We start from the raw sequence: 14,675 nt of genomic DNA on the forward strand, positions 1-14,675 counted from the left end.
TCGCGTTTGATACGTGTTTTCTCAAGAAACGTCCAACAAAACGTCCAACATTTCGTCCAACACGTATCGATTAATGCCCGACTTCTTACCCGCCGTCATGGCACCTGGCAGTTCGTTCGCCGCCTACCGATTGAGTTCGCAAAGCTCGATCGTCGCCGTATCATCAAGCATTCAACGCGCATCAAGATCGCCGATGATCGCGCCGGGCGTCGTGCGGTGCGGGTTGCACAGCAGCTCAATGAGCAGCTTGAAATCTTCTGGAAGGGACTCGCGAACGGACATCGGACCGAGCAGCTCCACAGCTATGAGACCGTGCGGCAGCGTACGCGCTCACTGGGGTTCGAGTACATCGAACATGAAGAACTGCTACGCCAGCCGCCGGAGGCTCGCTTACAGCGCCTGGAGGCTCTCGTCGCCAAGGGGGGTGGCTGGCGATAGTGCCGCCCGTGCAGCTTTGTTCGGGGCTGAAAAGAAGCCTGCCTTCATGCTGTCCGATCTCTTTACCGAATACGAAGCCATGACGAGGGACGAAGTGAGGGATCTTTCACCCGATCAGCTCCGCATTTGGCGCAATGGCCGTTCGCGCGCCGTCGAGCGGTTCGTAAAGATTGCCAAAGACAAGCCGGCCAATGAGATCACCGAAGATGACGGCATCAATTACTGCGAATGGTGGCGGGGCCGCATCATTGCGGGAGAGGCCGAGCCCAAGACGGCCAATAAGGATATTGGTCAGCTCAACCGGATGCTGAAGGACGTCAGCATTCGGCGGCGGCTCAACCTGCCTGACATTTTCAAGTGGCTCCGGCTGAAGGGCGAGGTCGAAAGGCCGCGGGTGCCTTATGAAACAGATTTCATCCAAAAGCGTCTGCTTGCGAAGGGCGCCCTGGATCGCTTGAACGAGGATGTTCGACTGCCAGGGTTTCCCGCGCTATCGTGACAAGTCTTCCAACCTTTCCGCGGCGTTGAACAAGTACCTTCAAGAGAATGGACTGCGACCGACCAAGGTACATACGTTTTATTCGCTGCGGCATAGCTTCAAGGACCGGCTGATTGCGGCTGAAGCCGTCGCTTAAGTTGAAGCTCAAATATCTTCAGCGGATCGCCCTCAAGGCGCCCGCTTCGCTGTAGGCCAACAGCCGACACTGAGCGCGTGCCTTGGTATCTTCCCTGGCCTTCAATTCCTGAAACTCGGCTTCGAACTTCTCGTACATGGTGAGCCAGAAATCACCGTCCTGTTCGATGAAGTAGGCGAGCAGCACCAGCGCGCGTTCTATGCGCTCGATCAACGGAAGCTGAGGGGCGGTCTCGCTCGGCATAGGCCGGGTTTACGGGAGAGTGGCGCCGGGAATCCTTGTAATGATTGGGAAGCGGCATCCTCTCCGAACTTTCCCACTCGTTACGTAAGGTTGTTGAATGCGTCACAGCTCGCTAATCTCATTTCGAACAGCGCAGATAACCAAGCTCTTCAGAAACAACTAAAGCGTTTCGGCATTCAACCGGGGGAAGAAACGCCGGGTTACGGCAAAATCCTTGACTAGATCTATGACGCGCTATCTGCGGAACTTGGCGCAGCCACTGCTAAGCTCAACGCGATCGCTTGATTAACGCTCAACGGTAGCCAGATCAACAAGGAAGCCAACGCAATCCTCATCCAAGCAGAAACTCTGGCGAGCCAGGCCCTTTTCTTCTTCCTCAATCATGGGGAAAAATTCAATAACTTGGGCGAGGTCCATAGTTTCCTGGATTTGCCGCTCGATCAGGTAAAGCTCAAGCGCCAGCAGCAGCTCACTGATCTGTTCATCAAGTACCAAAACCGGACGTAAACGACGCTAGTGTGGTGCTTAGTCTAGCCTTGCTGCTCGGTTTTCCTGAGCCGCAATGAAATCCAGCAGCTTTGACTTTCGTGCGCAAAGGGTGGAGCCGAGCCTGAAGAACGGCAGCTTCGAGGTCGCTGCAAGATGGTGTGAAGCCGCTGCAGCCACTGCGCATCACTGACGTCGGTCTTGCGACCGGGCACGTGTTTGGCGTCGCGCGCATTGACAAGGAACACTGCAAAGCCACGAGCGTCGAGGAGCTCAAAGATCGGGATCCAATAGACACTGGTCGACTCCATGACGACCGTGTCGACGCCGCACTCTGCAAACCAGTCAACCAGCCGATGCAGATCGGTTGTGAAAGTACCGAAGCTGCGCACCGGCTCAGGCGTGCGATCTGCATTCACGGCGGCCATGTGCATCGTGGCACCGACGTCGATCGCTGCCGCATTTGGATGAACCGCCGACATCGACTCGCGGCCCTTGCTCTTCGATTTGTATCCACCCATTGCCAATCCTCCCTTGAGAAACGGAAGGGCTGGGCCGCGCTTATGATCAATTTCCTAAACGGGATCGCCTGACGGCGTCACCACTCTCACGTGCGCAACAGCCCGTGGACCATGTTTTTTTGCGGGGTAATTGCCACCAAAAAGCTGTCGGCCGCTCCCTTCCGTCAAGAGCATAGACCTCAGCCGTTTCTATGCCCACAGGCGGACACGGTCCGAGATGGTTTTTTTGAAGCTGAGCTTCTCGGCATGTACGAAGTCCCACACCGAGTGGTAGTCGACCTTCAGGCCACGTCCGGCAAGCTCGGCAACGAGACCGCGTATGGTGAAATCGCCATCCTTGATCCGTTGTGACAGCCAGACCGCGTGCTTGCCCGAAATTGCCTTCGGCTTGTAGCCGCCGATCTGGCTGGGCTCAACGCTGCCGGTCTTCTCGACCCGCTGCATCCAGCCGATGGCCGTGCTGATCGCCACCCCAAACTGCTTGGCGGCTCGATTGCGCGACATCCCGCCCTCGATCGCGGCTACGACACGTTTACGGAGATCCAGAGAGTAAGGCTTGCCCATCCATGCTGGCCTCCTATCCAGCCAGCATGGTGAATCAGAAACAAACTGATTTGGGAATCCCAAATCGATTCAGACTAAAGCCATCCCGCTTTAGGCAAAGGATTGGATAACGTATCGTAAGTTTAGTTGGTGTGTGGAAAGGCGGTAGCGCTCCCCCGCTACCACATTCCCGACAAATCCCTGAAATTTCTCGACTTGCCTGATCTGCGCGACGTTCGAGCGCGCTTGAGACAATCGTGCTAAGCCCTTGTCGCCTGGATCGGCTATTGGTGCTGTCTTGCGGCTCGAAGCTTCGAAGTGTCTGTCTGTCGATCTCGCGCTGGTTTTGTCGCGCCGGTGAGGTCATTCTTGCAGCAAGAGCGTCACACGAGGCGGCTCCGTCCCAAGATGATATGAGCGCGCACGAATGACCGCTTCACTATCTGCCAGATTGAGGCGACCTATTCCCCTTTGCAGTTCATGCCAGTCGCGGATGATAAATGTCTCCACCCAATGCATGGGGTCGCTGACGTCCCGGGACAAGGCCCAGCCGACCGCGCCATCGCGATAGCGAGATAGCCGAACGCCCATCATGGCGGTTCGGAATGCCGGGACGTCAGAGGGGGCGATTTGGTAGCGCACCGCGGCCCGCAGTCGGTGCCGGGAGCTATACAGAAGCGGCGCCATCTCTTCGGCGATCGACAAGGCGGGCGGATTGGTTATGGCAGACGCTGACGGATCGTTGATCTCAGCCGGGAGATGTATCGCGCGTGTTGCAAGCGCAATCGCACAGCCTGCAAGCCCCGCCGTCAGGATCGTTTCTGTCAGGCCGACACGATCGCCCAGCCAACCCCAAAAGATTGCGCCCAGGCCCATGCCACCATTGAAGACCGCCTGGTACAACGCCAGCGCTCGGGCACGCACCCAGGGTGCCGCCGCCAGTTGAACGGTCGCCTGCAGGTTAGAGGCGCCGATAATCCAGCCCAAGCCGAACATGAACAGGGCTGCATATGCGGTCGCAGCACTGGGAACGACGGCAAGAGGCACCAATGCCAGGCCGCAAAGGGTGCCGGCCAGAAGGATCAGATTGTTGCGTAGAAATAACCTGTTCAGTGCCGGCATCATCAGGCCGCCCAACACCGCACCGATCCCGATGACGCCCATCATCAGGCCGAAAGATGCAGATGAGAGCCCAAGCACCTCACGCACATACAATGGCAGCAAGGCCCAGATCGCACTCGCGCAGCCGAAGAATGCCGCCGAGCGGACGAGCGTGCTGCGCACCACCGGCTCAGCTAGGGCATAGGTGAAGCCAATCCGCATTGCCGATCCGAACGGCTCCGGCGGCACGTTGTTCGCCGTCTGCGTTCGCGGGAACGTCAGAAAGACGCCGACCACCAGAGCAACGAACGCGAAGGAGGCCGCGTTCGCTGAGAACGCCGCAGCTGCGCCCCAAATTGCCAATATTAAGCCGCCCAGCGCAGGCCCGATGGCCCGAGCGATATTGAACCCGACGGAGTTCAGAACGAGTGCTTGCGCCAGTGACCGGCGCGGCACAGTCAGAGGTACGGATGCTGCCCATGCCGGGCTATTCAACGCGGCGCCTATGGCGAGCAGGACGGTCAGCACCAACAGCGTTGCGGGATCCACGTGTCCGATGGCCGCGACGATCGCGAGGATAGCAGAGGCTGCCAACATCGAGATGTTCGTAACGATCAGCAGGCGCTTGCGGTCCATCAAATCGGCAATGGCTCCGGCGGGCAGGGCGAGAAGCAGCACAGGCAGTTGCGCCGCCGTCTGCACCAAGCTGACCATCATTCGGCTCGGCGCCAGATCCGTCATGATCCACGCGCTGGCGGCATTCTGGATCCAGGTGCCTAGCGCCGACACCGCGTTGGCGAGCCACAGCCAGACGAAAGCGCGGCTGGCGAATGGCGCCCAGACGGATGAGGACGCCGCGAAGTCAGGAGCGTTCGCGGCGACTTCATTTTGAGAGGACATCCAGAATTCCCGCTACTGGTGGTCGGTGCTTGTGAGCCACAGGGCGCCCGGGGGGTACCTCGGGAGCCAAATGATGATCAATCGGCAGCAGTCCGCCCCGGTCGTGACGTCACCTTCGCTGTTGATCGGCCCGCGATCACAGCGCATGTGCCGGGCCGGTCTCACATCTCGATGCCTACGGATGGCTTCCCCCTCCTGGTGGTGAGCCGTCGGATACCCGTGGTAGAACGCCTCCACCGCGGGCCCAACTCTCATACGACCTGAACGGGAGGCCGAGCCGCTCATAATGGACGCGGAGATAGCCGTCATTGCCGCGCGTCACTGCATCCGGTCTGACTTCCTGCACTTCCTGCGCGATCACTCCGACATAGGCTTTATCGCTGCCGTTGTACGCAAAGCGGTAATAGCCGATACCGTTGTCGAGCCGACCGAGAAGCACGACGTCGTGCTTCAAGTTGATGTCCGACCGGCGCCCGCCGCCACGTCCGCCGCCACCTCGGCCTCCGCCGCCACGGAACCCTCCGCCGCCTCCGTGAAAACTCCGGCCGCCACCGGCACTCCGGAATGCTGCTGCCCGATGTCCGCCTCCCGCGAACCTCGCTGCACCACCCCGGCCGGCGGCCGGCCTGAAATGGCCAGCCCGCGACCCGCCGCGATGCGCAACACGATTCCCGGAGCGCGCGTGTCTGCCGGCGGTGGAGCGATTGCGGGCCTGTCGATTGCCAGCATTTCTGTTGGCTCCCGCCTGCCGGTTTGCCGGACGGCTGCGGTCTGCTCGTTGCGAGCGCTCCCCTCGCTGCGCGCGGTTGCCTGCATTCGGACGATTGGCGGCATTTCCCAATCCTTGCCGACCGCCTTGGGGGCGATTGGCGTTGCCGAATCTCTGCTGAAGGTTGGAGTTGTTGTAGCGTGCACCTTGGCGGTGCCTTGTGTCGTGGCGCCAGTGCTCGACATGCGCCCCGCGGTTGATGTCGATCGCTCCGCCGCCCCAATTGACGCGACTGCCGCCCCACCATCCGCCGCTTCCCCAATAACCGCCCGTTGCCCATCGTCCGAGTGCGTAAGCGGCGCTGAACGCCACGCCGGTTGCGATCAGGCCGGCTCCGATGTAGCCGGGGTAACCCCAATAATAGGGGTATGCCGGATAGTCGGAATAAGGCCAATCGCCGAACACCACCTGGGGTTCGTAGTAGGGCACGTAAATGCTGTCAGGAGCAGCCGGCTCGATATAGATGAACTGCCTGTTCTGGTCCTCTCTGACGGTGACCTTCTGCTCATTCGTCGTCACCAGCTTCTTTCGGTCGTAAGCCTTCGAGCGCAGCCGTTGCACTGCATCCATGACGTCTTGCTGCTGCGCCAAGAACGCCTCGCCGAGCTTCTGCGTCCATTCGAGATGCTCGTTCATCATTTGCAGGACCGAGGGTGTAGCGATCAGAGCCTTGACGCTCGCATCCCATTCCTGCTTCTCAGCCCCAGCCTTCAGGGCATCCCCCTTCAGGTCCTTGTTTTGGTTCAGCCAGCGCGCTGCGTGCACCACCTCAAGCGGATAGGTGGATGCCATGAGCACGTTTGACAGCAGCGTGTCCGGATATAGAGCGATCGGAGCAACCAATCCTTCAAGCTCCGCCGGCTTGAGTGTTCCCTGGTCGGGAACCGGTGCAGGGGACGAACTCGTCGCCTGAGGTGTTTGATCCGCAGTTTGCGCCAATGCGGGCAAGCCGATGCCGAGCGATGCAAGGATCGCTCCCAGGACGACCATCTTCCTTACGAACTGCATGCGCTGGCCTCCCTCGCTACACACGAGATCGCCGAGTGCCGGTTGCGTTTGACGTAGATCAAAGAATGCGCGCGAAGGAGGAGGCGAACGCGCGCGATTCATGAACGCAGGAACTCTGTCGGCGAAGTTCCGATCTGGAGTAGGACCTCAGCCGGCGACTAGTCGTCTTCGTCTTCAGGCTCGAGACTGTGCTGGATGACATCGCGCATTCCGCGCATGACAACGTATGACGCAAAAGACATCCGTCTCTTCTGATCTTCACTCAAGGTTTTGTAGAGAGGCTCCCAGGCAGCAGCGAGCTTCTTGAGATCGTCGCCACGCTGGATGAGGCGCTCCGCTCTGCGTTGCATGAGCTCGACTGGATTGCTGTCCTTGAGGGGGTCGACGGCTTCGTCATGCAGCTCGACGATCCGCTGCAATCGCGCCTGCCGGTTTGTCGCTCTGTTGCGGATTGCGTCCTCGACTGCCGGCCAATATTTTTCCTGATCGGTCGTCAATTGGAGAGCAGCCTTGATGATGCCGACTCGCATATCTGTCAAACTCTTCAAGTCGGCTGCGGAGGGCGCCTGTGTTCCCGCCGTCTGTGACGTCTCTGCGGCGCGGACGAGAGGGGAGGTTGTCATCAACAGGACGAGTGCTGCGATGGCTGTCGTTTTCGTCATTGCAAGCTCCTGAAACTGCGCCCCCGAGCACACTGGCTGCATCGGGGCTGGTTGGCGCTTGATCTGGGTCAACGGGTCTCGTGAGATTGCAGCGGGAGATTGGGATAGCAAAGAGATGGCAAAGCGCTGTGACGCCTTCCACGACCCGCGCCAGCTCCAGATGCCAATGGCCGATCATTTTCGCGTTGCGGCTCTACGACGCGAGGTTGCCTCGGCAAGTCGCGGGAGATCATCGGGAATGTCCAGCTCATTCCAAAGCAGACGGCGGAGTCCGAGCTGTCGCATTGGTTCGGCCGGCAGAGAATGTTTTGACTACAAGCGCCCGGACCGAAACAAACGCTTTCCATATTCTTGCGAACCAAGGAATCATGAGCAGCTTCGGCTTTACCACGACGAAAAGCCGCTCCACGAGCAGAATGCTGACCGCGTAGCACCCCACAACCATGGCGGTGCCGGTGATCCAATGGCCTTCTCCTGCCACGGCTACCGCCACGAGCTTCAAGGGTTCGACGGTCGCGGCGGGCAGCGCGAGCAAGACCAGCGAAGGGTATGGGCCAAGTCTCTCAATCAACCGTTTCACGCTCATCGTATGCTCCTTCCGACGGAGAATTGCAGCCACCCGCCCATTGTTCCTCAAAGCGGAACATCTACCGTCTCACGTGGTTATGTCCGCAGCATCAAAAGGAGAAACACGAGATGCAGTCGGCGACCGACCACGATGGCGAGGGGACCTCTGTGGCCTTGAGCCTGGAAGAGGAGGTGGCTGCCTGGCGCAACAGGCGTGGCCTACGACAAGGGGCCACGACAGGCAGGATCCAAGTCGTTCGCATATCGAAACGTGTGCTCATTCGGTCGCGTGAGCCGTTCCAACGCGTGCTAAGGCCAAGGCCGTAGTCGAGCAGCAAAGATACTTCTCGAAAAGGTGTTTGCGTCTTGGGCGTTATGCGCTGGCGCCGTTGATCGCACTTGGTGCCAGAGCTGCAAGGCAGGTCATCAGTTCGTCTTTTCGAAATGGCTTCGTCAGCCTGGGCAGGTCCGAGGCTATGCCTTCTACCTCTGAATAACCTGAAATAATCAAGACCGGAATGTCAGGAGAGATCGCGCGAATTGTGCGCGCCAACTCAGCGCCGCTCATGCCAGACATGAGATGATCCGTCACGATCAAGTCGATGGGAGTTTTATCTCTCACCACTTCGAGTGCCTGTTCGGCTGACGTCACCTCTATGACGCGATAGCCGAGGTCGACTAGCATATCCGCCGTGCTTAAGCGAACGAACTCCTCATCATCTACCAACAACGCAGTACCGCGGCCTCGCACCGAGTGGGCATCGCGTGAGATATTGGGTAGGTCCGGGACAGCCTCGGTTTGAGGCAGCCAAAGCTCGATGTTGGTACCGAGACCCAGCTTGCTGTTGACTATCAATGCACCGCCGAGCTGGGAAGCTAGACCGTGGACCATGCTGAGGCCCAAGCCAGTGCCCTTCCCTAAGCCCTTGGTAGAGAAGAACGGTTCGACCGCTCGAGCGAGCGTTGCCTCGTCCATTCCGACCCCAGTGTCAGCCACGGAAATTCGAACGTATTCGCCGGGCGGTACCTTCCGGTCTGCCTCCAACTGAGTATCTGCTGACGCGGCTATCCGGAGCGTGCCTCCATTCGGCATAGCGTCGCGAGCATTCACTGCCAGATTTAGAAGAGCCATTTCCAGCTGGTTCTGGTCCGCCTTGGCCGGCGGCAGGTTATCTTTTACGTCGACTACGACTTTGATCTGTGGCCCCGTCGTGCTCGACATGAGCTCAGCCATGTTTTCAACCAGCTTGGAGACGTCAACCGCAACCGGTTGGAGCGGCTGACGCCGAGCAAAGGCGAGCAGCCGCTGGACAAGCACCTTCGCTCGCTCCGCCGATTGCGCGGCCCCGGCGATCAGGCGCTTTTCACGATCACCACCTACCTCGCGGCGCTGCAGCATATCGAGCGCGCCGACGATCGGCGTAAGCAGATTATTAAAATCGTGGGCAACGCCTCCGGTGAGCTGCCCCATCGCCTCCATCTTCTGGCTTTGACGTAATGCTTCTCGGGCAACTTCGAGTTCAGCTTCGCGGGATTTAGTGACGCTGAGATCGCGACCAACTGCGATGAAGTTTTCACCGTCTGCCTCGGGCGCGACAGTCCACTCAATATGCTTCCAGCCGCCTTGCACGGTTGCGATACGATTTTCGAACCGGCTCGGCTGACGCGTCTTAGCCATCCGAGCAATCGCGGCCAGCGTAGATTGCCGGTCATCTGGATGCATGAAAGTCGAGTAGCCACGTGCAAGGAGCTCCGCTTCGCTCCATCCCAGTATTTGCGTCCAAGCAGGGCTCACCGCAGACATCATGCCGGCGTAGTCGGCGCGCGCGAGCATGTCCTGACAGAGATTCCAGAGGCGGTCGCGCTCTGCCGAACGGGCCGCAACCTGAGCTGCCAGTGTTTCGTTCAACTGCCGCAAGCGGCCCTCGCTCAGTCTTAGCTCATGCTCTGCTGCGCGCCTGGCTATCGCGGCGTGCGTGCGCTCTGCAAAGTCGCGAACGAGAGTAACTTCCTCGACGCTCCAAACGCGCGGTACCGGCGAATGGACAAACATTTGGCCGACGGTTCGCTCATTCTCCGTGATGGGTAAATCCAGGTGTGCTCTAATTCCAAGCGCTCGAAATGCACCGGCATTCACGGCAGTGCGCGGATCTTTCTCGACATCAACGTTCGTAACCACGCGGCCCTGCCGTAGGTCGTCGATATAAGACCCGTAATCTGAAAAATGATGAAGTCCGGCAAGATTATCGTATCCAGGGGCGAACCAATTCCTTTCAACAAAAGTAGTTCCGGCCTCGTGATCAATCGCACCATACCCCACTCGCGAAGCCCCTAAGACCTTGCCCAGCAGTTCAGACGCGGTAAACGAGATGTCTGCGGTGTCCGCGACGTTGCGAAGACGCTCATCGAGTTGCAAAAGCGCATCCCGCCGACGCGCTGCCAAGACCTGGCCGGTCGTCTCGGCGACGGCGCAGAACATCCCCGCGACGTGACCTCTCTCATCGCGGACCGGCGAGTAAGAAAAGGTAAACCAGGTGTCCTCGTTGTGACCGTTCCTGTTCATTGTCAGCGGCAGGTTCTCGCGGTATGTCGCCTCACCCGCCATGGCGGCGTCGATTAGGGGCGAAATGTCAGGCCAGATTTCCGACCAGATGTCGAAGAAGCGTTCGCCAAGTGCGCGCGGGTGCTTAGCACCAAGTATTTCCGCATATGCATCATTATAGAGAAAACCAAGCTCTGCGCCCCAAGCTACGAACATGGGAAACTTGGAATTGAGCAAAAGACCGACTACTGACCGCAGGGACTGCGGCCAGCCGCCGGGGTGACCCAGTGGTGAATTCGACCAATCGTGAGCGCGCATAAGCGCCCCCACGGTGCCACCGCCGTTCAGGAAGTTGAATTGACCGGTTAAGTCGGCTCTTCCGGACATGCAGTCAGCCATATGCCCTCAACACTCGGAAAAGAGATGACCGTCGCGGGACATGGTGACGGGAAGAATGCATCCAAATCATCCCCGAGGCGAGTCCTGTTTGACTGCAGCATCGCGACAATTGCTCGAAATTCGCCATTTCTCGTTGCGGCCCTCCAAAACCTGCCGAAGAGGGAAAGAGAGAGGATAGTTCGGTTCATAGAGCAAATCCTCAGCTCAGCACGGCCGCGTTCTTGCCGCTCGGATGACTTTCAGGTCACCGGAGCTTTGCGAGTGAGGCCTCAACGGTCTCCCGCGTGTACGGCTTCTGAATCACCGGAGCATCCGCAAGCTCCTCCGGAACTGGCGCGCGCTCGCCATAGCCGGTGGCAAAGACGAAAGGCACTCGCAGTTCTTTCAGCTTCCTGGCGACCGGCATGCTGCTCTCGCCGCCGAGATTGATATCGAGCAGAGCGAAGCTTGGCCTCGTCCGCCCGATCACCTGCATCGCCTGATTCACGGAAGCGGCCGTCTCGACGTGACGCGCGCCGAGATCGAGCAGGATCACCTCGGCCGCCATCGCGATGATCAGATTGTCCTCGACGACCAGCGCGGTTTCAGAAATCCGTGGCGTGGCCTTTTCCTCCGCTTGCAGGCGCGAGGGTGCGCCTGAGAGCGCCGGGATGAACTGCACGTAGTTGGCGGGAATGACGAAGCGTGCCTGCACGCCAAGTAGGTCGAAACGAATCTCGGCATCGCCCTTGAGGTCGAATGGCACGGAACGCTCGATGATGGTGGTGCCGAAGCCGCGCCGCGATGGCGGTTGCACCGGCGGCCCGCCGCTCTCTTTCCATTCGATTACCAGGCTGGAGCTGCGGTCCAGTGTCCAGACGACCTCGACCTGGCCGGTCGAGTCGGCCAGCGCGCCGTATTTCGCCGAGTTGGTCATCATTTCGTGCACCACCAGCGCCAGTGTGGCGAACGCCTTCGGATCGAGCGCGACGTTGGGGCCGTCAAGCTTGATGCGGTCGGCCCGCGCGCCGAGATAAGCGCCGGCTTCGGACTCCACCAGTGACTTCAGCGCCACCGGAGCCCAGTTGAGGCTGGTGATTTGGTCGTGGGCGCGCGCCAGAGCCTGGATACGACCTCCGAGCACCGTCGCGAATTCCTCGATGGAGGCCGTGTTGTCCTTGCTCTGCGCTACCAGGCTGCGCACCAGACTCAGGATGTTGCGCACGCGATGGTTGAGCTCCGCAATCATAAGCTCCTGGCGCTCCTGCGCGTTACGTCGCTCGCGCGCTGCGAGATCGGAGAGCTGAAGGATGACTTCGAGCAGAGTCACGCGCAGGCTTTCGGCGATGCGGAGGTCGGCCGTGGTCCAGGGTCTGGACTGTCCTGCCACCGTCTCCTGCCACAGCTCGAAGCTCTTGCGCGGGGTCAGCCGATCACCGAGCGGACCCTGCGCATACGATTTGTGGGGATCGCCGGCCCAGTTTACCGAGCGCAGCACCTCGCGCCGGAAGAAGATCAGGCAGTCCCGCGGCGCCCGAGAGATCGGAACAGCAAGAAAGCCGGCGGCCCGGTCGCGGAATGATCGGCCCGCGGCATAGACCTTGCCGATTTCAGCGCTGGCGGTGATACGTCCCGGCGAGGTGCGATTGATGAAGCCGATCAGGTCCTTAACCTCGGCTTCATTCGGCGTATCACCTTGCAGCGTGAGCTGGCCCTCCGACCAAACCGCAATGCCATCGCAGGCAATCATCTTGCGATATTCGGAAACGAATTCGATGATCGCACGCGAGGAGTGAGCCTGCGAAGCGGCAACCTCCATTAGCCGCTCCTGGATCTGGTGCGCGTGAGTTTCGTAGGCCATGTCGTCTTCGCGCTCGCGCCCTTCCAATATCCAGGAAAACATTTGGCCGAACAACTCGGAGGCAGTGCGCTTCTCGAAGGATATGTGGCGGGGTGAATAATGATGGCAGGCGAACAAGCCCCACAGCTTGCCGTCGCGCAGGATCGAGATGGACATCGACGCTGCGACACCCATATTGCGCAGATATTCGATGTGGATTGGGGACACCGACCGCAGCACGCTCATCGAAAGATCGAGCAGCGCGGCGGTGTGTGTTGAGGTCGTCCGGATCGTCGCGGGCCCGGCGTCGACGTCCGCGATAATACGGAGCCAGTTGCGGGTGTAGAGGATTCGGGCCTGCCGCGGGATGTCAGAAGCTGGATAATGAAGCCCGAGGAACGGCTCGAGGCCGGAGGCTGCGGCCTCCGCGATCACCTCGCCCGAGCCGTCGTCGGCAAAGCGATATACCATAACGCGGTCGAAGCCGGTGAGCACCTTGAGCTGGCGCGCCGATTCCTGCGCGAGTTCGGTCAAGCCCCTGGTCTTCCGCAGTCTGCCGAGCATTAGGCGGACGAGATCGGCGGAATTGGCGCCGGGCTCAACCACGCTCGGCTCGGCCTCGACGATAAGGTAAGCGCCTGAGAAATGGATCGCGAGGTCGAACAGTGGCATTCCAGCCTGCAGCTGCAGACTGAAGATGCGCTCGACGGCGTCCGGTCCACTCAGATAGTCGACGCGGCTGCGGATTGCCGCCAACGCCGCTCCGGAGAAGACGTCTTTGATCGAACGCTGTAGCAGCGCGGATGTCTCGGTGCCGAGGAAATGGCCCGCGTTCTCCGATGCCATGCAGATGGTGAAATCCGACGACAGTGTCAGCAGGAATCCGAACGGTTGCACGCTGCCGGGGACGTGGATCGGTTCGCGATCGCAATTGGTGAGATTGACCTGCTCGTTCATGCGCCCCCCGCCGCGCTTGCGAAAGCCGCGAACGCTCGCCGCGCTCCCGATATGATTTCAGCCTCGTCCTGAGGTGTGACCATCTGGCTCTCGAGCTTACCCAGGAACGTCCGCCATAACGGCTGACCGCTGCCGTGCTTCAGGTAATTCGTCGCGGATGCGACCACCGGCTCGCCGCAATCGGCGACGGTGCGCAGCAGATATTTGGCACCGAGCCGCGAGCCTTCGAGCACATACATGGTGCCGAACACCCCGTTGCGGTCTAAAGGCGCGATCGGGGGCGAAGGATGCGCCTCACCGCCAATGCGGTCGAGATCCTCGGCGATGGCGCTCCCGCGCGACCGCCGTGGCCAATCCGGAAAGATGTCCGCGACACCGGCCCGCTCCAGCGCGGTCTCCAGCGGCAGCAACGCCGCGGCGCTGGCTTCGAGGAAGCGGCGATAACCGTCGATACTAGTCAGATCAAAGGCGCCAAAGCGCGCATCGATGTCGCGATGCGCGCCAGCGGTGGCGAACCTGAGCTTTTCCCGCAGGCCGGACGCAGGTAACTCTTGCACGCAAACAGCGTGGTTCGGTGGAGCGACCGCCAGCATCGAAGTCCTAAGGTGAGCGTTGGACCGCAGACGCGCGGCACGGGCTCTGAAAACGTACAAGAGAACCAAAGGTTCCCCTGTAGATGCGATCACCCGTGGCGGCGCGTAGAAAATCGCTTCGGCAAGTTCTTGGCCGAGCCGAGCCGTTTGGGTCTGGCCTCTCATCAGTGCTTAGGGCTCGCTCTTGGACCGGGATGCGCGGATGGCTTCCTCGTGGTACCAGCCGCTGCTGCCCACAACTTCTCTCGTTCTTGGAGCGGCCACCGCCGGTTCGGCTACCCGATAGCGTCCGAGAGCCGTGCGGCCGCCAGCGGGGAATTGATAGATCTTGGCAGATCCCTGATCGCCATTTGCGCTCATGCAACTTCTCTCAATTCTGTGGATCGGCAAAAGTTGTTCAAACGGCATGTAAGCCTCGCGCGATGAGCCAACTTGTTTTTTCGAGCCAATCTCTTGTTATCTCGTGCCTGACAAGGCGAGGGGCCCAATGCA

12 protein-coding genes and 2 pseudogenes are annotated in these 14,675 nt (G+C 60.0%); 2 read left to right on the top strand and 12 right to left on the bottom strand.

The genetic code is table 11. The features are described from left to right. Positions 1-6: 6 nt before the first annotated feature. Positions 7-438, top strand: coding sequence for a hypothetical protein (locus ACVWZ4_RS18980; protein WP_456699312.1), 432 nt, complete (start codon positions 7-9; stop codon positions 436-438). 46 nt (positions 439-484) lie between these two features. Next, a complete protein-coding gene (locus ACVWZ4_RS18985; protein WP_456699311.1) occupies positions 485-937 on the top strand; it encodes a hypothetical protein in 453 nt (150 codons plus the stop codon). 154 nt (positions 938-1,091) lie between these two features. Here ACVWZ4_RS18985 and ACVWZ4_RS18990 read toward each other — a convergent pair whose 3' ends face one another. The 12 genes and pseudogenes from ACVWZ4_RS18990 to ACVWZ4_RS19045 form a co-directional block, all read right to left on the bottom strand. After that, positions 1,092-1,316: a hypothetical protein gene (locus tag ACVWZ4_RS18990; protein WP_456699310.1), complete on the bottom strand. Its 225-nt coding sequence runs from the start codon at positions 1,314-1,316 to the stop codon at positions 1,092-1,094. Positions 1,317-1,601: 285 nt separating this feature from the next. Then, complete coding sequence (locus ACVWZ4_RS18995) at positions 1,602-1,811, bottom strand: hypothetical protein (protein WP_456699309.1); 210 nt, start codon at positions 1,809-1,811, stop codon at positions 1,602-1,604. A gap of 149 nt (positions 1,812-1,960) precedes the next feature. After that, positions 1,961-2,323, bottom strand: a pseudogene (locus ACVWZ4_RS19000) (IS110 family transposase); the annotation flags it as partial. Between the two features lie 216 nt (positions 2,324-2,539). Then, a pseudogene (locus tag ACVWZ4_RS19005) lies at positions 2,540-2,887 on the bottom strand (IS630 transposase-related protein); the annotation flags it as partial. A 342-nt stretch (positions 2,888-3,229) separates the two neighbouring features. Then, positions 3,230-4,867, bottom strand: coding sequence for an MFS transporter (locus tag ACVWZ4_RS19010; protein WP_456790304.1), 1,638 nt, complete (start codon positions 4,865-4,867; stop codon positions 3,230-3,232). Between the two features lie 175 nt (positions 4,868-5,042). Continuing rightward, positions 5,043-6,644 carry a DUF3300 domain-containing protein gene (locus ACVWZ4_RS19015; protein WP_456742235.1) on the bottom strand — a complete coding sequence of 534 codons (1,602 nt, stop codon included), beginning with the start codon at positions 6,642-6,644 and terminating at the stop codon, positions 5,043-5,045. A gap of 158 nt (positions 6,645-6,802) precedes the next feature. Further along, the gene (locus ACVWZ4_RS19020; RefSeq protein ID WP_456740930.1) at positions 6,803-7,378 is read right to left on the bottom strand and encodes a Spy/CpxP family protein refolding chaperone; all 576 of its coding nucleotides are present in this window, start codon (positions 7,376-7,378) and stop codon (positions 6,803-6,805) included. 175 nt (positions 7,379-7,553) lie between these two features. Beyond that, positions 7,554-7,892 carry a hypothetical protein gene (locus tag ACVWZ4_RS19025; protein ID WP_456699305.1) on the bottom strand — a complete coding sequence of 113 codons (339 nt, stop codon included), beginning with the start codon at positions 7,890-7,892 and terminating at the stop codon, positions 7,554-7,556. Between the two features lie 354 nt (positions 7,893-8,246). Beyond that, positions 8,247-10,814, bottom strand: coding sequence for an ATP-binding protein (locus ACVWZ4_RS19030; RefSeq protein WP_456740931.1), 2,568 nt, complete (start codon positions 10,812-10,814; stop codon positions 8,247-8,249). A 244-nt stretch (positions 10,815-11,058) separates the two neighbouring features. Continuing rightward, the gene (locus ACVWZ4_RS19035; RefSeq protein WP_456699303.1) at positions 11,059-13,590 is read right to left on the bottom strand and encodes an HWE histidine kinase domain-containing protein; all 2,532 of its coding nucleotides are present in this window, start codon (positions 13,588-13,590) and stop codon (positions 11,059-11,061) included. Continuing rightward, positions 13,587-14,183 carry a biliverdin-producing heme oxygenase gene (locus ACVWZ4_RS19040; protein WP_456699302.1) on the bottom strand — a complete coding sequence of 199 codons (597 nt, stop codon included), beginning with the start codon at positions 14,181-14,183 and terminating at the stop codon, positions 13,587-13,589. The genes ACVWZ4_RS19035 and ACVWZ4_RS19040 overlap by 4 nt, the downstream gene beginning before the upstream one ends. A 171-nt stretch (positions 14,184-14,354) precedes the next feature. Continuing rightward, entirely contained in the window at positions 14,355-14,591 is a 237-nt protein-coding gene (locus tag ACVWZ4_RS19045) for a DUF2735 domain-containing protein (RefSeq protein ID WP_456740933.1), read from the bottom strand. Positions 14,592-14,675 lie beyond the last annotated feature (84 nt).

Source organism: Bradyrhizobium sp. USDA 4472, from assembly GCF_054058595.1.

What these genes read in the sequence shown, in the direction of transcription:
- ACVWZ4_RS19040 (WP_456699302.1), bottom strand. Translation starts at nt 14,183, where the DNA reads ATGCTGGCGGTCGCTCCACCGAACCACGCTGTTTGCGTGCAAGAGTTA.
- ACVWZ4_RS18985 (WP_456699311.1), top strand. Translation starts at nt 485, where the DNA reads ATGCTGTCCGATCTCTTTACCGAATACGAAGCCATGACGAGGGACGAA.
- ACVWZ4_RS19035 (WP_456699303.1), bottom strand. Translation starts at nt 13,590, where the DNA reads ATGAACGAGCAGGTCAATCTCACCAATTGCGATCGCGAACCGATCCAC.
- ACVWZ4_RS19015 (WP_456742235.1), bottom strand. Translation starts at nt 6,644, where the DNA reads ATGCAGTTCGTAAGGAAGATGGTCGTCCTGGGAGCGATCCTTGCATCG.
- ACVWZ4_RS19030 (WP_456740931.1), bottom strand. Translation starts at nt 10,814, where the DNA reads ATGGCTGACTGCATGTCCGGAAGAGCCGACTTAACCGGTCAATTCAAC.
- ACVWZ4_RS19025 (WP_456699305.1), bottom strand. Translation starts at nt 7,892, where the DNA reads ATGAGCGTGAAACGGTTGATTGAGAGACTTGGCCCATACCCTTCGCTG.
- ACVWZ4_RS18990 (WP_456699310.1), bottom strand. Translation starts at nt 1,316, where the DNA reads ATGCCGAGCGAGACCGCCCCTCAGCTTCCGTTGATCGAGCGCATAGAA.
- ACVWZ4_RS19045 (WP_456740933.1), bottom strand. Translation starts at nt 14,591, where the DNA reads ATGCCGTTTGAACAACTTTTGCCGATCCACAGAATTGAGAGAAGTTGC.
- ACVWZ4_RS19010 (WP_456790304.1), bottom strand. Translation starts at nt 4,867, where the DNA reads ATGTCCTCTCAAAATGAAGTCGCCGCGAACGCTCCTGACTTCGCGGCG.